We start from the raw sequence: 19,755 nt of genomic DNA on the forward strand, positions 1-19,755 counted from the left end.
GGGCAGGCATTTCTCGTTATTGATCCCCCGTGTAACCCAGCTCCGCCAAGCGGGCCGGTTTGCTGCGCCAATCAGGCACCACCTTGACGAACAGCTCCAGATACACCGGGCCATCAATCAGCACCTGCATCTGCAGCCGCGCCCCCTGGCCGATCGTCTTGAGCATCGCCCCGCCTTTGCCGATCAGGATCCCCTTCTGACTCTTCCGTTCCACAAGAACCGTTGCTAACACGGCCGTGCGACCCGCACCCTTGCCCTTGGCCGGCAACTCCTCAACGCGATCAATGGTGACGGCAACGCTGTGGGGCACCTCCTCCCGCGTATGCAGAAGCACCTGCTCGCGAATGAGTTCTCCCAGCAGCACCCGCTCCGGTTGATCACTCACCATTTCGGGCGGATACAGCTGTGGCCCCAAGGGCAACTGAGCCGCCATCGCTGCTGTGAGCTCCGCGCAGCCATCGCCTGACAGGGCGCTGCAGCGGTGCACCGGCCAATTCGTCTCCTGCAGCAGGGCGGCATAGGCCTCTTCCGCTTCAGAGCGATGCTCCTCCGCCAACTTGTCCCACTTGTTCAGGGCCACCAGCACCGGCAGGGACTGCTGCTGCAGCAGATTCACGATGAAGGCATCACCACGCCCCGGGCGCTCGCAGCCCTCCAACAGCAACACCACCAGGTCCACTTCACCGATGGCACTGCGGGCACTCTTCACCAGCCGTTCCCCCAGCAAGTGGTGGGGTTTGTGGATGCCAGGCGTATCCACCAGAACCATCTGGGCCACCTCCATGGTGAGAATGGCCCGCAGGCGGTTGCGGGTGGTCTGGGCCACGGGCGATGTGATTGCCACTTTCTCCCCCACCAGCTGATTCACCAGCGTGGATTTGCCCACGTTCGGGCGACCGATCAGTGCGATGAAGCCAGAGCGGTAATTCTCTGGCAGTGGAGTTGCGTGCATGCTCTAAGTCTGCGCCGCCATTGGATCGACCCGTCGAATCGGCCCGTTGAATCGACCCATAGCCTTAGGGCAGGAATTGAACAGGTCCATGGCGGATCAGCAACCCACCTTCCAGCAGGCCATGGAAATCACAGCGGCCTGGCTGCAGCAGTGGGACAACGAGGAGATCAGCGATGAGGTGCTGGCCGACCGCATCGGTGAAATGGTGGCCAGCCGCGATGGTGCCCGGGGATTTTTCGTGGTGAGCCTGGCGGGCGAGAGCGTGCTGATGGATCGTTTGCCCGATGCCGTCGTGGGGCAACTGCGGGGCGCCGGGGCTGGCGTTGTGGATCTGAGCGTCCGCAATCTGGCCATGAGCACCGCCATGGCCGTGCATCACCGGCGGTCGGGAGATGAGGCCCAGCAGGCCGGCTCGGAGCGGGTCAGCAGCCGTTGCATTGAACTGCTCAGACTGCTGGAACCAGCGGAGGTGAAGGAGCGCCTGGAGCAACTGCTGGCCGCAGCCCTCGACAACCGCGGTGAGGACGTCGCCTTCCTGGAGAAGTGGGGGTACGACGCCGAGCAGAAACAAGCCATCGGAGACAGCGTCTATGCCGTGGCTGAGGGCTAAGCCATAAAAAAAACCCCGGACAAGCCGGGGAGAAGCTTGATTCGATGCGTTGGCATCGTCAGTCGCGACGATCAGTCGCGACGACCGCCACCGTTGAGCACGATGATCAGGCGCAGGATGAAGATGAACAGGTTGATGTAGGTGAGGTACATGCTCAGGGCACCTGCCAGGTATTGGTCATCCCGGTAGGAGCGGGGCATCGTGTAGAAGTCGACGAAGGCGGCGCCCACGAAGAGAACGGTGCCGAATCCGGCGATCATCAGCTCGAAGCTGGTGCCATGGAACATGGCAGGGGCAAAGATGCCGCCGATGAACTGGACGACCATCGCCAGGATCAAGCCGATCAATCCAAGACCCACCACTCCGGAGAGCGCCTGGCCAACGGAATCGCTCATGCGACGGCCAACGATCGAGGCAATCACGAAGGTGATTCCGGTGGCCAGTGCGGCGGTGCCGACTGCACCCACACCCGCAACGGCTCCCGCCAAAGCCACGAGACCACTCAGGGTGAAACCGGTGATCAGGCTGTAGACCGACAGCAGCGGCAAGGCTGTGGCGTTGTTGCCCTTCAAGGCGACGTTCTGCGCCACGAAGAACAGCACCAGGTTGCCGATCACAGCCACCCAGAACAGGGGCATGAACAGCGGTGTGGCCATCATCGAAAGACCACCAATCACCCCGATTGAGGTGAGCACCATGCCGCCGCCGACGTAGGGCAGCGCTTTATTGACGACGTTGGGGCCGACGAGGGCGCTCGATTGCGCCTCTCGGATCGCCTCCTGGAAATTGCTGCTTGCTGGCATGTCGACCAGGTCACCAAAGACTCATCACATCCTGCCAGCGGTGACAAGGGATTGGGGTGTGGATCTCCCTATCGACGCTGAACTTTGGGCGTTTTGCGTTCGTCCCGGCGGGCATAGGCCTCCACCACCCGCTGCACGAGGGGATGGCGCACCACATCCGCAGCGGTGAGGCGGCAGACCGCAACCCCTTCAACGCCCTCCAACACCTCGGACGCCTCCACCAAACCGCTCTGCACGGTGGACGGAAGATCCACCTGGGTGATGTCTCCGGTCACCACCATTCGCGAACGCTCCCCCAGGCGGGTGAGCACCATGCGCATCTGAGCCGGCGTGGTGTTCTGCGCCTCATCCAGGATCACAAAGGCATCGCTCAGGGTGCGGCCTCGCATGTAAGCCAAGGGAGCGACCTCGATCACGCCCTTCTCCAACAGCACAGTGGTTTTCTCCGCTCCGAGCAGGGAGTGCAAAGCGTCGTAGAGCGGACGCAGATAGGGGTCCACCTTCTGCTGCAGGTCGCCCGGCAGGAAGCCCAGGCGCTCCCCGGCTTCAACAGCCGGCCGGGTGAGAATCAAACGCTCCACCTTGCGTTCGGTGAGCATCCGAACCGCGAGAACGGTGGCGAGAAAGGTTTTGCCGGTGCCGGCAGGACCGAGGGCAAAGGTGAGGTCGTGACGCTCCATGGCGTCCACGTATTTCTTCTGGCGCAGAGTGCGCGGGCGCAGCAGGTTGCCCTTCTGGCTTTTCGCCAACACCTGCTCGCCCATGGCGGCATGGTCATCGCCGCGGCCGGTGTTGAGTGCTCCCAGCGCTGACTGGAGGTCCACCGGTGACACCGACTGGCCGTCCTGCCAGATCGGGCGCACCAATTCCACAACCGCAGCAGCCCTCTCAATCTGCGTTGGCCGCCCGGTGATCACCAGTTGAAGACCCCGCAACACCATGGAGGCTCCTGTCAGAGCTTCCAGGCGATGCAGGGTTGTTTCCGCTTCACCGGCGAGGGCCAGTGCAGCATCGGGATCAGGCAGGTCGAGAACGAAACGGCCGCGTTCGCCGTCGTCAGACACCGGAATGATCAGCCCTCGGTGGATTCGGATTCTGAGGAATCAGAGGCTTCAGCTTCTGCAGCCTTCTCCTCAGCAGCTGCAGCCTTGGCCTCAGCAGCCTCCTTGGCGGCTTGCTTGGCATCAGCTTCACGCTTGGCCGCTTGCTTGGCCTTGCCCACGGTCTCTGCAGGACGCACGGTCTTTTCCAGAAGACCGCCGCGCTCGAGCAGCGTGCGAACCACATCGGTGGGTTGGGCACCCTGACCCAGACGCTCACGGATGGCCTCGGTGTCGAGGCGCGTTTCCTTCGTCCGCGGGTTGTAGAAGCCCAGCTCCTGCAGGGGACGACCGTCCCGACGCGAGGTGCTGTTGCAGGCCACGAGGCGGAAGCTCGCTTCCCGCTTCTTGCCAAACCGCTTCAGGCGGAGCTTGATCATCGTGGCCCTGGAATGAAGGAAAAGAGGTGGTCCGGCGACGCCCAAAGGCCCGCCAAACAACCACCATACCGTTCCGCCCTCACAGATCCCCGAAACCCTTCTTCTTCTTGGCGGGTCGCTGCCGCTTCGGTGGTCCACCGCGACCGGGACGACCTCCACCTCCGGGCATACCACCCATTCCAGGCATTCCTGGCATTCCGCCCATGCCCGGCATGCCACCCATTCCGGGCATCCCAGGCATTCCACCCATCCCGGGCATGCCTCCCATGCCGGGCATGTTGCCCTGGCTCATCTGCTGCATGAAGCCGCGCATTTTCTGGAAGTCGGCCAGCACCTTGTCCACATCTGCGGCCTGATGGCCGCTGCCGCTGGCAATCCGGCGACGCCTTGAGGGTTGACTCGCCAGGAGGTCGGGATTTTCCCGCTCCTGCTGGGTCATCGAGCCGATCATGGCCTCGATGCGCTTGAGCTGCTGCTCCCCCTGCTTGAGCATGCCGTCATCGATCTTGTTCATGCCCGGGATCATTTTCATCAGACCCCCCAGCGAGCCCATGCGCTTAATCAAGCGCATCTGCTTTACGAAGTCCGAGAAATCAAACGTCGCCTCCTGCAGCTTCTTCTGCATCTTTTCGACGTCGGCAAGTTCGACCTCCTTCTGGGCCTTCTCCACCAGCGTCAGCACATCACCCATGCCGAGGATGCGGCTGGCCATCCGTTCGGGATGGAACGGCTGCAGGGCCTCCACCTTCTCTCCGGTGCCGATGAACTTGATCGGCTGACCGCTCACCTTGCGGATCGAAAGGGCGGCACCACCGCGGGAATCACCATCAAGCTTGGTAAGCACCGCTCCGGTGATGCCCACTTGGTCGTGGAAGGCGCGGGTGAGTTCGGCCGCTTCCTGACCGATCATCGAATCCACCACCAGCAGCACCTCATCGGGCTGCACAGCGGTGCGGATCCGCACCATCTCCTCCATCATCTCGGTGTCGATCTGGAGGCGACCGGCGGTGTCGACCAGGAGCGTGTCGAAGCCTTCCTCTTTCGCCTTGGCCAGACCAGCAGCTGCAATGTCTTCCGGTTTGGCCTCAGCACCGAGGCTGAACACCTCCACATCGATCTGAGCACCGAGCGTTTTCAACTGCTCGATGGCGGCTGGTCGGTAAACGTCGGCGCCCACCATCAGGGCTCGTCGCCCCTGATCCTTGAGGTGGAGGCCCAACTTGGCCGTTGCGGTGGTTTTACCGGCACCCTGAAGGCCGGCCATCAACACGACGGTGGGTGCTTCAGCCGCCTTGGCCAGAGGAGCGTTATCGCCCCCCATGACCTCCACGAGCTGTTCATGGACCACCTGGATGAACTTCTGATCCGGGCTGACCCCGCGCACCACCTCCGCACCAACGGCTTTGTCGCGGACCTCAGCCACGAACTCCTTCACCACCGGCAGGCTGACGTCAGCTTCCAGCAAGGCCCGACGGACGTCCTTCAGGGCTCCATCGACGTTGGTTTCGCTGATGCTGTCTTGGCCACGCAGTCCCTTGACCGCATCCTCAAAACGGGCTGAAAGCTCGTCGAACATCGGCGTTACGCCCCTGGATCAATGGGGTGATCGTAAAAAGCGACGGTCAAGCAACTTCAGGAGCCCGGGATGTAGTCGTGCAAACGCCATTGGGTTCCATCTCTGCCGAGCACGTAGGTGACGATGAAATCAGTCGGTGCCGTCTCATCAATCACGGTGCCGTCAGCAGCCTGAAGGCGATCGCTGTAGGCCACCTGGGCCAGCAGTTCGATCCTCTGAGGGCTGCGATCGACCACCTCGATGCTGGTGATGGAGGCATCAATCGACTTGGATCGCCCTGCAGCCTTATCAGCGTCCCGCTCCTGCTCCACGCGCTTCACCAGGGGCTCCCTCGCCACGACGGAAAGTTCAGCCGGCTCACCGGAGAGCATCAACGCCTTGGCATCAAGCCATCCCTGGAGCAAAGCCTGAAGCTCGGCTTCCGTGGGGGCATTACTGAGCAGTGGTTCTGAGGGCGCTGAAGGCTCAAGGTCGGGCTTCAGGCTCGCGATGGGCTCATCATCCACGAGCTCGTCATCCACCGCGGATGAAACGGCATCGAGCTCCTGCTTCGCTTCAACCTCCTCTTCCTCAGCGGAGAGTGAAGCGATTTCCGGCAGCAGCGGCGCAGGATCCCAGTTGCGTCGAAGCAGGCCGAAACCCGCAACGGTGATCCCGACCAGTGCAACAGCGGCAGCCGCGGGGCGAAACCAACTTGGCTGCCAAAAACGTTGCTGCCAGAACGGCGTGGCATCCGTGTCTTCGGAGTCAACGTCCTGATCTGATTCAGCTGCGCCGCTCGAGTCACCAAGGGATGCATCGCCTGCCATCGCCCAGGCCAGGGTGATTTCTTCGGCACCGATCTGGCGCGACGCCTTGCGATCGAGACGATCGACAAAGCCCTGCACGTCACGATCAGCAAACCAGGCATCCAAATCAACACCAGAGGCATCGACGTCGCGATATCCCGGCAAGACATCGCGTTCAAGCCAGGCCCGGCAGTACTCGCATTGCGCGGCCAACCGATCACCAGGATGGTTCAAAAACCAGGCCTGCAGATCCGGATCACGCAAAAGCGCGAAATGCCGATCCGCATCCTTGACGTTGCCCAACAGCAGATCCAGGCAGCCAAGCAGCGGCATGGGATCGAGGTCGGCATTGGCAAGCGTCTGCAGCCGATCGCGAGCCTGCTCGAGAAATTCAGGCTTTCGCCGCGAGAACCCTGCTGCGGTGAGGGCCAGAACTGTGAGGAAACCGGCATCAGCTGCGCCCCGCTCAAACCAGCGGCTGAACAGATCGATCTGCTCCTGAACTGTGAGGAAGCGGCGGATCTGTTGAAAGAACGATTCGAAATCCTCCTGGTTGAGGCTGCCGGGCTGAACGCCATAGGCATCGGTCGCCTCGAGACCACCACGGGCCACGACCAGCTCATCCAACAGCTTCAACCCCCGTTGATGGGACTCCTGATCACCAAGATCTCGGCTGAGCAGATCGAGAATTCTGAAAGGAGTGAGCCCCTGCAGGGCGTCTTCCAGCTGGCGCTGCTGGTCGGGCAGCTTGCCCATCCGCTGTTGCAGCTCAATGCCGTCGATCAAAAGTTGGGCCGCCGACTCATAGCGCCGTTGGTCCTGTTCCTCCACGGCAGCATCGCGGCAGGCCAAGGCGGCAAGAAGCGTCAGATCCGCTTCACGGCCACTCCCGAGGGCCGGGGCCTGAGGGGGTTGGAGACCCTGGCGTGCCAACTGAAAGGCCTCGAGAGCGCCATTGGCCTCCCAGAGCAGCATCAGGCCCGCCACCTCACTGCTGGTGGGAAGGTCCAAGCCCACCGTGCCGTTGGGATGGGATTCACTGAGGCGCAACAGGGCTGCTTCGTACTCAGCCCTGTCGGCGGGATCGGTCAGCAGATCGGCGGATCGGCGCAGCAGATCGGCCCGTTGAAGCAGAACCTCGTGGGTGAAGCCCTGATCAGGTGGACTGTCGCAGCGGGCTTCCAAGCGGCGCAGAATCGCCTCAGGCGCTGCCGATGGACTAACGCCCAGAAGTCGGAAATGATCGATGGGCAGATCCAACAGCACCGCTGCGAGGAGACGCGGATCTTAGTCAGTGTCAGGGGTTTTGCCCATCGCTCATCAGTTGGCCCTTAAAGTTGAGTTCAATTCCCTAGGTGGACATGGGCCAGGACCTCGCTGTCGATTCCGCTCCGATTGGCACTGCGACTGCTGGTCCCCATGCCGAACGGCTCTCCAAATTGGTGACAGCACAACGGGCAACCGTGGACCGTGAGACCGGTCTGGAGCTGTACCGGGACATGACTCTGGGCCGGCGCTTCGAGGACAAATGCGCCGAGATGTACTACCGGGGCAAGATGTTTGGCTTCGTGCACCTCTACAACGGTCAGGAAGCGGTCAGCACCGGTGTGATCGGTGCGATGAAGCGTCAGCACGACTGGTTTTGCAGCACCTACCGCGACCACGTGCATGCCTTGAGTGCCGGCGTGCCGGCCCGCGAAGTGATGAGCGAACTCTTCGGCAAGGAGACCGGTTGCAGCAAGGGTCGTGGCGGCTCAATGCACCTGTTCTCCAAGGAGCATCACCTTCTTGGCGGCTTTGCTTTCATCGCTGAGGGCATTCCAGTGGCACTCGGATCTGCCTTCACCAGCCGCTACAAGCGAGACGCTCTCGGTGATGCCTCCAGCAACGCCGTTACAGCAGCGTTCTTCGGCGATGGAACCTGCAACAACGGCCAGTTCTTCGAGTGCATGAACATGGCGCAGCTGTGGAAGCTGCCGATCATTTTCGTGGTCGAGAACAACAAGTGGGCCATCGGCATGGCCCACGACCGGGCTACCAGTGACCCGGAGATCTGGCGCAAGGCCAGCTCCTTCGGCATGGCCGGAGAGGAAGTGGACGGCATGGACGTTCTGGCGGTGCGGGCAGCGGCCCAACGCGCGGTGGAACGGGCCAGAGCGGGTGAAGGCCCGACCTTGCTGGAGTGCCTCACCTATCGCTTCCGGGGCCACTCCCTGGCCGACCCGGACGAACTGCGGGCGGAGGAAGAGAAACAGTTCTGGGCCAAGCGTGATCCCCTCAAAGCCCTCGAGCGGGACCTGACCGAAGCGGGTCTGGTGAACAGCGAAGAATTGCGCGCCATCGAAAAGGACATCGACGGCATCGTTCAGGACTGCGTTGACTTCGCCCTCTCGGCACCCGAGCCAGACCCCGCAGAACTCACCCGCTACATCTGGGCGGAAGACTGATTTATCCGAACGGAATCCGTTGAAACCAACGTCTCCCGAGGCGGCTCAGATTCCGCTCGGAAGTCGGCGGGTGAGGTTGCGCAGCTTGCGCAGCGCCTTGAGTTCAACCTGACGCACCCGCTCGCGGGACACCTCCATCAGGCGTCCGATTTCAGCCAGCGTGTGGCGCTCGTTGCCCTCAAGCCCGAAGCGCATGCGCAGCACGTGCTGCTCCTGTTCGCTGAGGTGACTCAACCAGCGGCCCAGCTGCTCGTGATGAATCCGCTGTTCCACGATCTCAAGCGGTTCATCGAGGGATGAATCAGCGATCAGATCCCCAAGGAAGCTGCGTCCCTCCTCACCGTTGACGGGAGCATCCAGGCTGCTGGTGGTGAGCGCCTGACGCAGCAGCGAATCCAGCTCATCCAAGGGGATGTCCATGGCTTCGGCAATCTCCACACGGCTGGGCATGGCGCCGAGCTTGTGGGCCAGATCAAGACTGACCTTGCGGATCGTGGTGAGCCGCTCACTGAGATGAACTGGAAGCCGGATCGTGCGCGACTGGCAGGCAATGGCGCGGGTCATGCTCTGGCGGATCCACCAGAAGGCATAGGTGGAGAACTTGTACCCCCGAGTGGGGTCGAACTTCTCGACAGCACGCTCCAGGCCGAGGGAGCCCTCCTGAATCAGGTCGAGCAATTCCAGACCTTTGCCTTGATATTTCTTGGCAACGCTGACCACAAGACGAAGGTTCGCCTTCATCATCCGCTCTTTTGCGCGGCGACCGATCCTCAGAAGACGGCGCTGTGCCGTGGTGAGTTCTCCATCCTCGAACTCACGGGAACCGTCTTCGGTGAGGGCCATCATGGCCTGCACCTGATTGCCCAGCTCGATCTCTTCAGCTGGGGTGAGGAGTGGAATTCTGCCGATGGTGGCGAGATACCAACTGACGGGGTCGCTGCTGCGCCGGCGTTGGGTCTCCAGCGGCTTGGGAGCTGTGGACACCTTGGGTGCTGCGGAAGTGAGATGACTTTCCTACGAACAGAAAGAATGTCAAAGTGTTTTCAGCAACCCTTCAGATTCAGAACAGCAAACCGCAACATTTCAGATTTGCGAAAGATTTAAAAACCAAGAAAAGCTCTTTTGGGACCTGCCAGCCGAGGCAATCAAAACGAATCATTTGTTCAGACTTCGTTGAACATCGTTGTTTGCTTTTTCTGACACCGCGTTGTATTGATTTTCAAACAATCCGCAACCGCAGAAGCATCACTGGAGCGAGCACGAACGGCCGCCAAACCGTGCAAAGCCGCAGCAGCAGTGAAGCTTTCCAGCCCAGGCTGCTGCTGTGCCGCAACCGCCTGGGCGCCCCAACCGGTGGCAAAACCGGCCAGCACGTCACCCAGGCCGGTGCGGGCCACCCGTGGGGTCGTGCCGGTCAGCACCACGGCTGCACCCGATGGATCCGCCAGTACCGAATGCGCCCCCTTCAGCAAAATGCAGCAACCGCTGCAGCGGGCTGCGGACATCGCCCTTTCCAGCGCGTCACCAGCTCCACAGTCTGGAAACAACCGCGCAAACTCGGCCGCATGGGGCGTGAGCCAGGTGGCCCCCCGCCGCTTCAACAACCAACGCCACCCCTCCGGACTGGCCGCCAGACCGTTGATGCCATCGGCATCGAGCACCAGCAAACCAGCGACGCTGAGCATCTGCTCCGACCACTGGTTCCACCAATGGCTGGACTCCCCCAGACCGGGACCGACCAAAACCGCATCCAGCCGCTCTGGAATCACCCCATCCTCCAGTTGCATCACCTCCGGCAACACCTGCCACAAGCCGGATTGCAGACTGGGCGGCACAACGGCCTGCACACAGCCGCAGCCACTGGCCATGGCCCCCCGCAGCGCCAGATGTGCTGCGCCGGGATAACGATCACTGCCCGCCACCACCAGGCAGCGGCCGCGTTCGTACTTCATCGCCGTGGGCGGCAGCGGCGGTAACGGGGCCGAGCAGGCCTCTGTCACCGGCAGGCGGCGCGGCAAGACCGCAGCGGCGTTGCCCATCACTAAAGGCGGCGAGCCCAGATCGATCCGCACCAGCGCACCCACCCAGGGACGGGCCGGGTCCAGACACAACCCGCGCTTGATCCAGCCAACGCTGAGGGTGACCGAGGCACAAGCTGCCTGCTCGCCCAGCACGGTTCCTTGGTCGGAACAAAGGCCTGACGGCAGATCCAGGCTGATCAACGACCCAGGCTGCAGCTGCTGCCGACGCCGGAACAAATCAGCCAAGAACTCAGGCAGCGGCTGACTCTGGCCGAGCCCGAACACCGCATCCAGCCACAGTGCGGCTCCGCCGGGGTCGGGCTCGTCAGCCAGGCGCTGCAGACCAAGCCACTCGCCATGGCGCAGATGTTCATCGGTGAGGGGCTTGCGAATCGGCAGGGGACACCACAACGACACCTCAACGCCAGCCAGGTGCAACTCCCGAGCCACAACGAGACCATCGCCACCGTTGTGACCGGGCCCCACCAGGACAACCACGCCATGGCGCAGCAGATCCCGGCGCGCCAGTAGCCAAGCCGCCATGGCAAGCCCCACCTTCTCCATCAAGGCCGCAACAGGCATGCCGCTGTCGAACAACCTCTGTTCGAAGGCGGCCATGGACGCGGCATCCACAAGCAGATGATCAGAATCAGCGGGAGGCCACACCAGTTGCGGTTGCCGGGACCTCACTATGGAGAGAACTCCCTGCGCCGCCCATGGCCGTTGGATCCACCACAACCCGCGCTGGAGAGGCTGCTCTTGAGCGCCTGCGGCAATGGCCCGGGGAGCACCGCGTGGCCGTTGGTCTCTCTGGTGGCGTCGACAGTTCCCTGACGGCGGCACTGCTGGTGGAGGCTGGCTGGCAGGTGGAAGGCCTGACGCTCTGGCTGATGAGCGGGAAAGGGGCCTGTTGCGCCGAGGGGCTTGTGGATGCAGCAGGCATCTGTGAGCAGCTCGGCATTCCCCATCACGTGGTGGACACGCGTGAGACGTTCCAACAGGAGATCGTGCAACGGCTGGTGGATGGTTATCGCGATGGGATCACGCCATTGCCCTGCTCCCAGTGCAATCGATCGGTGAAATTCGGACCGATGCTTGATTGGGCCCTGCAGGAGCGCAAGCTGCCCCGCATCGCCACCGGCCACTACGCCCGGATCCGCCATGGCGGCGATCAAGGGCGCCATCAGCTGTTGCGGGGCCTCGATACCCACAAAGACCAGAGCTATTTCCTCTACGACCTGCCCCAGGAGGTTCTGGGGCGCATCGTTTTTCCCTTGGGAGAACTGACCAAACCCGATACAAGGCTCGAAGCCGCCCGCCACGGTCTGCGCACCGCAGAAAAACCGGAAAGCCAGGATCTTTGCCTGGCCGACCACCACGGATCGATGCGGGCGTTCCTGGATGCCTATCTGCCCCCGCGGCAGGGGGAAATCGTGCTTGCGGACGGGACTGTTGTGGGCGAGCACGACGGCATCGAACACTTCACCATCGGCCAACGCAAAGGGCTCGGTGTGGCCTGGCGCGAACCGCTTCACGTCATCCGCCTTGACGCTGCGATGAATCGAGTGGTCGTTGCACCCCGGGCCGAAGCCGGCCGAGACAGCTGCGTGGTGGGTGCGGTGAACTGGGTGTCGATTGACCCGATCGAGGCGCCACGAACCGTTGAGGTGCAAGTGCGCTACCGCAGTGCGCCGGTGCGTGCGGAGCTTTCACCCCTCCCGGCCACTGAGGCCGATCAGCAGCGGCAGCGGCCCCACCGCTGCTGCCTCAGCTTTGGGGAAGAGCAGTTCTCGATCACGCCAGGCCAGGCGGCGGTCTTCTACGACGGCGACACCGTTCTGGGTGGGGGGCTGATCCAACGGGAATAGGGCGTGACGCGCTGGCGCACCTGAACGAGGGCCTCAGCGACGCCTGGAGCCTCAGGTGCAAGCAACCACTGCACCGACCCGTTGGCCGAAATGAGCGCCGTGGGGCCCGTGTTGCCGACGCTGAGCAGATCCCGTCCTGTCTCGATCGCCCGTAACTGCGCCAGGGCCAGGAACTGCTTCTGCAGCTGCAGCGGGTAGGGGTCGAGATTGGAAATGGCCAGAAGCCAGGTGGCGCCATCGGCAGCGGCACGGGCCAGAGCCAGACCATCGGCGATCTCGTAGCAGATCGCGACGGCCGCAGGGGGTTCAACCACCGCCATCGTTCTCGGGGCCGGACCGGGGGTCAACCCACCAACCGCAGACAGTCCTGCCGTCAGCCCGGCGGGCAGGGGCGGAATCCATTCCCCGATCGGCACCAGACGGTGCTTGTCAGCCAAGGGAACAGGAAAGCGGGCCGGCGGCTCGTACAGCAACAGAGAACTGCGCTGCTGACCCCGCACCCAACGAAATCCGCCACTGATCAGAGGAATGGCTGGAGCCTCAACCGGCAGCTGAAAACGCGCCGGCAGCGCTCCTTCCGGAGCCACCACAGCAGCCGGACTGGTGGGCTCCAGCTGACGCATCGCCTCCACCAGAGCTTGGGGAAGCGCCTGTTGACGCTCCAGATCGAACTTTTCTCGCGTGGGAACAGCGGGTTGCCAAACCCCCAGAGCAACGGAACCGACCGGCAGCGGCGGCGCCAACAACAGCCAGCTGCCCAAGCCATGGGCCAGAAGCACACTGGCCAATCCAAGCAAGCCCCAGCGACGCCAGGCTGCGGGTTGCTCGAACAGCGCCAGCAGGCAGCAGCCCCAGCACAACTGCAGCCAGGTCAGCCCTCCGGAACCGAACCAGCGGGCCAATCCCGCCAGGGGGCGGTCCCAGGGAAGGGTTGTACCGCCAACGCCGATCCAGAACAACGGCGACCCCGACAGCACCAGTTCAGCCAGGGCCCAGATCCCGGCCAGCAGCATCAGCCGCACTGGACGCGGCCAACGGCGAGGCAGACGCCGCGACAGCACAGACCATCCGGCCAGGAGCAGAGCGGCAAGGCTCCCGCAGGCCAACCAGAGGGCCAGTGCCACAGGCAGGCTGAGCAAGGCGGGAACGCCCATCCAGGTGAGTGGATGCAGGGCCAGCAACCAGCGGTGGCTGATCAAAACGGCCAGCAGTCCCCAGGCCGCCGACCAGCGGGGACGCTCAACCACGGACCAGAGCAGGGCCAGGGCGGGGACCATCAGCAGGGGGCCGCCGAGGGATGGAGCCACGCCAGCCAGGACGCCGCCCAACAGGGCCCGCGATCCGGCCTGCAGTTGGTGATTGCCCATGGTCAGCAGTCCCGGCCAAAGGCATCCTGGATCGGACCCGCCCACCTGTCGCCATGGATGCCGCGAATCCTCTTCAGCAACTGCTGCTCCGCGGCCTGGGCACCACCACCCTCGTTGCTGAGCGTCTGCGCGGCGTCACCCAGAACTGGGTGAGCAGTGGCCGGCTGGATCCGAACGAAGCGTCCGCATTGGTGGACGACGTGCTCAAGGCCCTGCGCGGGGAAACCCCCGAACTGGAACAGCAGATGGGGCGCAACCTGGAACGCAACCGCGACAACCTTCTCCAGGACTTCGGCGTTCCAAGCCAGAAGGAATTGGATGAGCTGCGCGGCCGCATTGATCGCCTCGAGCAACAGCTGCGGCAGATGAACCGGCCTGAATGAACGCCGACGCCGCGGACCGGGGGTCAGAATCAGCGCAACAGAAGCCTTTCCGTGCGCGACATCATCATCAGCACAACGGTCTGTGTGGCCTGCCTGCTCCTGGCCCTGGTCAGCCAGATCGTGGCCCCCTCCACCGTTTCCGCAGCCCCGGCGCAGCCTGCTGCCGTTCGCAGCGAGGCTTCGAAACCCCAGAAGGCGTTGAGCTTCGAACTCGACCCTGAGGACCCCAACCCGACTCTTTTCGCCATGGCCAACGATTCCGCTCCCGCCGACGCCTCAGCCCTCGGCGGCCCCCTCGATGCACCAGACACCACCATCACCGCCAGTGGTCTGAAAATTATCGAGCTGGAAGTGGGCAGCGGCGACGAGGCCACCCCCGGCCAAACGGTGGTGGTGCACTACCGCGGCACCCTGGAAGATGGGCAGCAGTTCGATGCCAGCTACGACCGGGGAACCCCCTTCAGCTTCCCCCTCGGTGCTAGCCGGGTGATCAAGGGTTGGGATGAAGGCGTCGCCGGGATGAAAGTGGGCGGCAAGCGCAAGCTGGTGATCCCTTCCGACCTCGCCTACGGAACCCGTGGCGCCGGTGGTGTGATTCCGCCCAACGCAACCTTGATCTTCGAGGTGGAACTGCTCGACGTGAAGAAGTAAGCGGAAGCTAGGCTCATCTCAAGCCAATTCCGCTCTGAACCGATGCTGCGCTCGGCCCTTTCCGCCCTTGCATGTGCCCTCCCTGCCCCCGTGGCAGAAGCCCACTGCGACGGTCCTTGTGGCGTGTACGACCCGGCTTCCGCTCGCGTGGCAGCCGAAGCCGTGCTTTCGATGACCAAAAAGCTGAAGGCGATGGAAGCTCCCGCAGCTGGTGACGCCGCTGCCCTGGCTGCTTACAACAACACCTTCGGCCGCTACGTGGCCATCAAGGAAGAGGAAGCACAGAAGACCAAGAAAGAACTGTTGATCCTCTGGACCGACTACTTCAAGCCCGATCACCTGGCCACCTTCCCCGACCTGCACGACACCTTCTGGAAAGCAGCCAAGCTCTGCAGCGCCTGCAAGGTGAACATCGATCAGGCCAAGGCTGAGGAACTGATGGCCGCCGTTGAAAAAATCCACGGCATGTTCTGGCAGTCCAAGGGCCGTTCCGACGCCTGGGTCACCGCATCCTGAGTTCAAACAGAACCCATCCCCCCATCGCAGCAGCAGGTCTTCGCGACCTGTTGCTGCTTTTTTGTGGGCGACGTCTGCTGCTGCGCATCGAAGGACGATCGATGCAACCCAGCCTTGAACCGGGAGACCGGGTTCTAGTCAGACGACTGGGACAGACGGCCGCACCCAGCCTGGGATCCGTGGTCGTGACCTGGCATCCCCAGCGAAGCGGGCTGCGCTTGATCAAGCGCCTCAGCCGAGTGGACAGCACAGGGCTTTGGTTGTTGGGAGACAACCCCGCTGAAAGCACCGACAGCCGCCAACTCGGAGCGGTGCCAGCCAACCTGTTGATTGGTGAGGTGGTGGGCCGGCTCCCGCTCGGGGAATCAGAACAGAGCCGGTGAAGTCTTCTGCAGCCAGATGGCCCCGGTGATGATTGAGAGAGCACCCGTACCGCCCACGAGGAAGGGCATCAACCGGGCACCGCTGCGGAGGGTGAGAAACGAGACAACCGACACAACGGCCACCATGGCGCCGATGGATCCAAGCAAGTAAGCCACGAGGTAGCCCACAGCGGCATGGGGCGGCAGGGCCAAAGCAGGGATCACGGCTAGCAGGTGACTGGCCCCCGCCAGTCCATGCAGCAAGCCCAGGCCCGAGGAGGCATGGACGTGGCGACGGTGGTTGCTGGCGCCGCGCACATGCAGATGGAGATGACGATGCTCGGCAGCACCATCGTGGCGGTGCTCATGGGTGTGCAGTTCCAGCCCGAACGCCGTGCGCACGGCCAGGGCACCCACCACAAGCAGGGCCACGCCCACGAGGAATTCTGCCCAAGACGACATGGCCTCCACGTGGGCCAGGTCTTTCAGACCGATGGCGATCAACGCCAGAACCACAACTCCTGTGGAATGACCAACGCCCCAAGCCAGGGCATGACGAAAGGCGGCCCATGGCTTGCTCAGGGAGAAGGGCGCCATTGCCACCAGGTGATCAGCACCACCCACCACATGAACGGCCCCGGCTGCAACACCGGTCAAAACGCTAATCAGCACAAAGAACCGCCTGAATGTTGCAATTGTGCATCAGCAGTGGAAGAGGAACGGCCTTAACCGGGCTGGATCAACTGCAACAGACCAGCTTCAACATCCGGCTGCCGCATCAGGGCTTCCCCCACCAGCACAGCCCCGGCACCGGCGGCCTGCACACGGTCGAGATCGGCCCGACTGAACAGACCCGATTCACTCACCAGCAGCACCCCCTGTTGCTTCAACCGGTCGTTGAAGTCGACCAGCAGCCGTTCGGTCGTGGCCAGATCCGTCTCGAAGCTGGTGAGATCACGGTTGTTGATTCCAATCAGGGGGAAGCCACCAATGCTCAGCACACGGTCCATTTCGGTGGCGTCGTGAACCTCCACCAACACGGTGAGGCCAAGAGCCGCCGCAGCCTTTTTGAGATAACGAAGATCCTGATCCGAAAGGATGGCAGCAATCAGCAGCACCGCGTCAGCCCCGGCCGCCCTGGCCTGGAACAGCTGATAGGGGCTCAGCACAAACTCCTTGCAGAGCAGAGGTAGGTCTACGGCCTGACGCACCTGCACCAGGACATCAAAGCCACCCTGGAAGAAGGTTTTGTCGGTGAGCACCGAGAGGCAGCTTGCACCGCCAGCGGCGTAGGCCTTGGCGATCGCCACCGGGTCGAAATTCTCACGGATCACCCCTTTGCTGGGGCTCGCTTTTTTCACCTCAGCGATCACCGCAGGTTTCGTGGCGGCTGCCTGAAGCGCCCCCAGGAAATCCTTGGTGGGGGGAAGCTTGGCAATCTGCTGCTTCAGGTTGTCGAGGGGAACCTTGTCGCGGGCGGCATCGATCTCACGATCTTTTTCCCAGACAATCTTCTCGAGGATGTGACGCGGTTCCTCGTCGTCGTGGGGCACCGCATATTCCAGATGGGCCACCCGCACCTTGGGGTTGGGGGGACGACGGCGGATCTCCATGGAAGAGGGAAAAGACTGGAACGAAAAATTGGGACGGGATCAGGCGGCCAGCTGGGCGGCAGCTTGCTTGTAAGCGACCTCCACCACCTCGCTGAGGGTCGGGTGGGTGTGCACTTCGGTGGCGAGCTGACGCACGCTCTGGCGCCGGGCAACGGCATTGGCCACCTCCTGGATCAGGTCGGCGGCGTGAAGTCCATAGATGTGGGCGCCAAGCACTTCACCACTGGTTTTGTTGAACAGCAGCTTCATCAGGCCATCGCTGTCCAGCTCAGCCAGAGCTTTGGAATTGGCCTTGAAGTAGCTGCGAACGGAACCAAGCTGGAAGCCATCCTTCTCCGCCAAAGCTTTGGCATCCGCCTCAGTCAGGCCAACAGAGCTGATCTCGGGATGGGTGAAGGTGGCTGCCGGAATGCTGCGGTAATCGATCTCGCGCGCATGGCCAAGGATGTTGTCCACCGCAACGGTGCCTTGGGCAGCAGCCGTGTGGGCCAGCATCAGCTTGCCGGTCACGTCGCCGACGGCCCAGAGATGGGGAACAGGTTGGCCGTTCACCAGAACGCGCATGGCGTCGTCGATCGGAACAAAGCCACGGTTCGTCTCCACATTGAGCGACTCCAGATTGAGGCCCTTGCTGCTGGGAACACGTCCTGTGGCCACCAGAACGGCATCCACCTCAAGGGTCTCCACCAGTTCACGGCTGTTGAAATCAGCCAGTTCGATCTGCACGGGACAGCCCGGGGTGACCTTGCGGGCCAGCAGACCGGAACGCGCATCGATATCGCGACCATCAATCAGATGACGCCCAGCGATCTTGGCGATGTCGGGATCAAAGGTGGGCATCACCTTGTCCATGGCCTCGATCATCGTCACCTCGCAACCGAGGGCGGTGTACACATCAGCGAATTCAAGGCCGATGTAACCGCTGCCGATGATGGCGATCCAACGGGGCAGCCATTCCAGGTTGATGGCTTCGTCGCTGGTGAACACCGTGCGGCCATCGGTTTCGATGCCTGGCGGCACAAAGGGATCAGACCCCGTGGCGATGATCACGTCCTTGGCGGTCAGCACCCTGTCCACCCCGCTGGGCTCCCGCAGCCCCACCTTCTGGCTGCCCTCCAGACGGCCGTGGCCTCGGAGGATCGTCACCCCTGCCCGCTCAAGGGTTTTGGTGAGGTTGGTGCGAATGGTCTGAACCAGCTGATTGGCGTGATCAGCGATCTTCTGCCGCTCGAACCGCACAGGAGCAGCATGAATTCCAAAGCTCGCGAGGTGCTTGTCGTCTGCCAGTTCCCGCACTTTTCCACTGGCAGCCAGCAGCGCCTTGGAGGGAACACAGCCCCTGTTAACACAGGTGCCACCCATATCTCGGGATTCAACGATCGCCGTCTTCAGGCCGTGTTCGGCGGCATGTTTGGCAGCGTCGAAGCCGCCGTAGCCGGCTCCAATAACAATGACGTCGAAGTCGAAGCTGGCGTCGCTCACCCGAACTGCTGCGATGTGGCGGTCATTGTCGCTCTTCGCCGCTCCAGAAGGAGAGGAACAGCGGCAGACGCCACATTCAGGGATTCCACCCGTGCGCTGTGGGGGAGCGTGACGGCATGGGTGCAGCAGGCTTGCAGGTCCGGATGCAGACCTGCACCCTCGGTTCCCAGCACCATCGCCGTCGGCAGCGTCCAGTCGAGATCCCAGTAGGGAACAGGGGGGTCAGCCTTGGTCGCATCGGGCACAAGGGTGGCCACCACCTGCACACCCAAGGCCACCAGCTGCTTCAGTTCCTGCTGAAGCTGTGAAATCGCCATCGCTTCGCTCGGGCCAAAGCGTTGATGCGGCAGCTGAAGCAGAGCACCGGCAGAGGCCCGCAACACCTTCGTGCCGAGGGGATCAACACCAGCTCCCATCCAGACCGCATTGACGTCAGCCGCGAGGGCTGTGCGCAGCAATGTGCCCAGATTTCCAGGATCCTGAATCCGATCCAGGACAAGGAGAAAATCCAGCTCTGGAGGGACAGTGGGCAGTCGATCCAGGGGGCTCAGGCAGGCAACACCATCGGGTGTGACTGTTGTGAGCGCAGCCCGCAACACCTCATCGGTGACGATCCGCCATCGCGCCTGAGAGCAACGTGCAGCCAGGGCCGAATGACCTTGCAACCAGGCTTCGGTCGCGATGATTTCCTCGGGCGCGTTGCCCTGCCTGAGAACTTCCTGCAACAGGTGGGTGCCCTCAAGAAGCAACTGCCCCTCGGCCTCTCGCCCCGCACGGGTGGCCAGGGTTCGCAGCCGTTTGACCAGGGGATTGCGTCGGCTGCTGATCAGGGGAGA

Annotated in this window: 20 protein-coding genes; 7 read left to right on the forward strand and 13 right to left on the reverse strand. The window is 62.8% G+C overall.

Translation table 11 applies throughout. The features are described 5' to 3' along the window. Positions 1 to 16: 16 nt before the first annotated feature. Positions 17 to 952, reverse strand: coding sequence for a GTPase Era (gene era, locus AAXE93_RS08175; protein WP_390129876.1), 936 nt, complete (start codon positions 950 to 952; stop codon positions 17 to 19). 88 nt (positions 953 to 1,040) lie between these two features. Between era and AAXE93_RS08180 the strand changes: the two genes are divergently transcribed. Further along, positions 1,041 to 1,562 carry a hypothetical protein gene (locus AAXE93_RS08180; RefSeq protein ID WP_115008763.1) on the forward strand — a complete coding sequence of 174 codons (522 nt, stop codon included), beginning with the start codon at positions 1,041 to 1,043 and terminating at the stop codon, positions 1,560 to 1,562. Between the two features lie 71 nt (positions 1,563 to 1,633). Here the strand turns inward: AAXE93_RS08180 and AAXE93_RS08185 are convergent, their stop codons facing one another. The 5 genes from AAXE93_RS08185 to AAXE93_RS08205 all read right to left on the reverse strand — a co-directional run bounded on the left by AAXE93_RS08185 (position 1,634) and on the right by AAXE93_RS08205 (position 7,469). After that, positions 1,634 to 2,365, reverse strand: coding sequence for a Bax inhibitor-1 family protein (locus AAXE93_RS08185; RefSeq protein WP_114988417.1), 732 nt, complete (start codon positions 2,363 to 2,365; stop codon positions 1,634 to 1,636). A gap of 68 nt (positions 2,366 to 2,433) precedes the next feature. Then, complete coding sequence (locus AAXE93_RS08190) at positions 2,434 to 3,429, reverse strand: PhoH family protein (RefSeq protein WP_186495699.1); 996 nt, start codon at positions 3,427 to 3,429, stop codon at positions 2,434 to 2,436. Between the two features lie 8 nt (positions 3,430 to 3,437). Further along, positions 3,438 to 3,845, reverse strand: coding sequence for a 30S ribosomal protein S16 (gene rpsP / locus AAXE93_RS08195; RefSeq protein ID WP_390129880.1), 408 nt, complete (start codon positions 3,843 to 3,845; stop codon positions 3,438 to 3,440). 79 nt (positions 3,846 to 3,924) lie between these two features. Beyond that, positions 3,925 to 5,421, reverse strand: a complete 1,497-nt coding sequence (gene ffh, locus AAXE93_RS08200) for a signal recognition particle protein (protein WP_390129882.1) — start codon at positions 5,419 to 5,421, stop codon at positions 3,925 to 3,927. A 56-nt stretch (positions 5,422 to 5,477) separates the two neighbouring features. Then, positions 5,478 to 7,469: an IMS domain-containing protein gene (locus AAXE93_RS08205; protein ID WP_390129884.1), complete on the reverse strand. Its 1,992-nt coding sequence runs from the start codon at positions 7,467 to 7,469 to the stop codon at positions 5,478 to 5,480. Between the two features lie 101 nt (positions 7,470 to 7,570). Between AAXE93_RS08205 and pdhA the strand changes: the two genes are divergently transcribed. Then, on the forward strand, positions 7,571 to 8,656 hold the full coding sequence (pdhA, locus tag AAXE93_RS08210) for a pyruvate dehydrogenase (acetyl-transferring) E1 component subunit alpha (RefSeq protein WP_390129886.1): 1,086 nt from the start codon (positions 7,571 to 7,573) through the stop codon (positions 8,654 to 8,656). A gap of 45 nt (positions 8,657 to 8,701) precedes the next feature. Here pdhA and AAXE93_RS08215 read toward each other — a convergent pair whose 3' ends face one another. Then, on the reverse strand, positions 8,702 to 9,640 hold the full coding sequence (locus AAXE93_RS08215; protein WP_390129888.1) for an RpoD/SigA family RNA polymerase sigma factor: 939 nt from the start codon (positions 9,638 to 9,640) through the stop codon (positions 8,702 to 8,704). 179 nt (positions 9,641 to 9,819) lie between these two features. Then, positions 9,820 to 11,295 (reverse strand): NAD(P)H-hydrate dehydratase, encoded by a 1,476-nt coding sequence (locus AAXE93_RS08220; RefSeq protein ID WP_390129890.1) that lies wholly within the window; start codon positions 11,293 to 11,295, stop codon positions 9,820 to 9,822. 98 nt (positions 11,296 to 11,393) lie between these two features. Between AAXE93_RS08220 and mnmA the strand changes: the two genes are divergently transcribed. Further along, positions 11,394 to 12,545 carry a tRNA 2-thiouridine(34) synthase MnmA gene (gene mnmA, locus AAXE93_RS08225; protein ID WP_390129892.1) on the forward strand — a complete coding sequence of 384 codons (1,152 nt, stop codon included), beginning with the start codon at positions 11,394 to 11,396 and terminating at the stop codon, positions 12,543 to 12,545. On the opposite strand, the gene AAXE93_RS08230 is transcribed toward mnmA, so the two are convergent. Then, complete coding sequence (locus AAXE93_RS08230; protein WP_390129894.1) at positions 12,497 to 13,912, reverse strand: apolipoprotein N-acyltransferase; 1,416 nt, start codon at positions 13,910 to 13,912, stop codon at positions 12,497 to 12,499. The genes mnmA and AAXE93_RS08230 overlap by 49 nt on opposite strands. A 53-nt stretch (positions 13,913 to 13,965) precedes the next feature. On the opposite strand from AAXE93_RS08230, the gene AAXE93_RS08235 reads away from it, so the two are divergent. From AAXE93_RS08235 to sodX, 4 genes are read left to right on the forward strand one after another with little or no spacing between them, the layout of a single operon-like run. Next, positions 13,966 to 14,295 carry a phasin family protein gene (locus AAXE93_RS08235; protein WP_390129896.1) on the forward strand — a complete coding sequence of 110 codons (330 nt, stop codon included), beginning with the start codon at positions 13,966 to 13,968 and terminating at the stop codon, positions 14,293 to 14,295. A 51-nt stretch (positions 14,296 to 14,346) separates the two neighbouring features. After that, positions 14,347 to 14,946: an FKBP-type peptidyl-prolyl cis-trans isomerase gene (locus tag AAXE93_RS08240; protein WP_390129898.1), complete on the forward strand. Its 600-nt coding sequence runs from the start codon at positions 14,347 to 14,349 to the stop codon at positions 14,944 to 14,946. Positions 14,947 to 14,988: 42 nt separating this feature from the next. Further along, positions 14,989 to 15,462: a superoxide dismutase, Ni gene (sodN, locus tag AAXE93_RS08245; protein ID WP_114988428.1), complete on the forward strand. Its 474-nt coding sequence runs from the start codon at positions 14,989 to 14,991 to the stop codon at positions 15,460 to 15,462. 50 nt (positions 15,463 to 15,512) lie between these two features. Continuing rightward, positions 15,513 to 15,845, forward strand: coding sequence for a nickel-type superoxide dismutase maturation protease (gene sodX / locus AAXE93_RS08250; RefSeq protein ID WP_115132993.1), 333 nt, complete (start codon positions 15,513 to 15,515; stop codon positions 15,843 to 15,845). On the opposite strand, the gene AAXE93_RS08255 is transcribed toward sodX, so the two are convergent. The 4 genes from AAXE93_RS08255 to AAXE93_RS08270 are packed head-to-tail and all read right to left on the reverse strand — an operon-like array spanning position 15,828 to position 19,749. Next, entirely contained in the window at positions 15,828 to 16,496 is a 669-nt protein-coding gene (locus tag AAXE93_RS08255; RefSeq protein ID WP_186542043.1) for a hydantoin utilization protein A, read from the reverse strand. The two genes, sodX and AAXE93_RS08255, sit on opposite strands and share 18 nt — an antisense overlap. 53 nt (positions 16,497 to 16,549) lie before the next feature. Then, positions 16,550 to 17,437, reverse strand: a complete 888-nt coding sequence (gene trpC / locus AAXE93_RS08260; protein WP_390129901.1) for an indole-3-glycerol phosphate synthase TrpC — start codon at positions 17,435 to 17,437, stop codon at positions 16,550 to 16,552. A gap of 39 nt (positions 17,438 to 17,476) precedes the next feature. Continuing rightward, positions 17,477 to 18,919, reverse strand: a complete 1,443-nt coding sequence (gene lpdA / locus AAXE93_RS08265; protein WP_390129903.1) for a dihydrolipoyl dehydrogenase — start codon at positions 18,917 to 18,919, stop codon at positions 17,477 to 17,479. Next, complete coding sequence (locus AAXE93_RS08270; RefSeq protein ID WP_390130233.1) at positions 18,916 to 19,749, reverse strand: TrmH family RNA methyltransferase; 834 nt, start codon at positions 19,747 to 19,749, stop codon at positions 18,916 to 18,918. The genes lpdA and AAXE93_RS08270 overlap by 4 nt, the downstream gene beginning before the upstream one ends. Between the last annotated feature and the right edge of the window lie 6 nt (positions 19,750 to 19,755).

The organism is Synechococcus sp. HIMB2401, from assembly GCF_042883245.1.
Lineage (GTDB): Bacteria > Cyanobacteriota > Cyanobacteriia > PCC-6307 > Cyanobiaceae > Parasynechococcus.

Bases quoted from the DNA above. Each gene is read 5' to 3' on its own strand.
- era (WP_390129876.1), bottom strand. From the start codon at position 952: ATGCACGCAACTCCACTGCCAGAGAATTACCGCTCTGGCTTCATCGCA.
- AAXE93_RS08180 (WP_115008763.1), top strand. From the start codon at position 1,041: ATGGCGGATCAGCAACCCACCTTCCAGCAGGCCATGGAAATCACAGCG.
- AAXE93_RS08185 (WP_114988417.1), bottom strand. From the start codon at position 2,365: ATGCCAGCAAGCAGCAATTTCCAGGAGGCGATCCGAGAGGCGCAATCG.
- rpsP (WP_390129880.1), bottom strand. From the start codon at position 3,845: ATGATCAAGCTCCGCCTGAAGCGGTTTGGCAAGAAGCGGGAAGCGAGC.
- ffh (WP_390129882.1), bottom strand. From the start codon at position 5,421: ATGTTCGACGAGCTTTCAGCCCGTTTTGAGGATGCGGTCAAGGGACTG.
- pdhA (WP_390129886.1), top strand. From the start codon at position 7,571: ATGGGCCAGGACCTCGCTGTCGATTCCGCTCCGATTGGCACTGCGACT.
- AAXE93_RS08220 (WP_390129890.1), bottom strand. From the start codon at position 11,295: ATGGCCGCCTTCGAACAGAGGTTGTTCGACAGCGGCATGCCTGTTGCG.
- mnmA (WP_390129892.1), top strand. From the start codon at position 11,394: ATGGCCGTTGGATCCACCACAACCCGCGCTGGAGAGGCTGCTCTTGAG.
- AAXE93_RS08230 (WP_390129894.1), bottom strand. From the start codon at position 13,912: ATGGGCAATCACCAACTGCAGGCCGGATCGCGGGCCCTGTTGGGCGGC.
- AAXE93_RS08235 (WP_390129896.1), top strand. From the start codon at position 13,966: ATGGATGCCGCGAATCCTCTTCAGCAACTGCTGCTCCGCGGCCTGGGC.
- sodN (WP_114988428.1), top strand. From the start codon at position 14,989: ATGCTGCGCTCGGCCCTTTCCGCCCTTGCATGTGCCCTCCCTGCCCCC.
- trpC (WP_390129901.1), bottom strand. From the start codon at position 17,437: ATGGAGATCCGCCGTCGTCCCCCCAACCCCAAGGTGCGGGTGGCCCAT.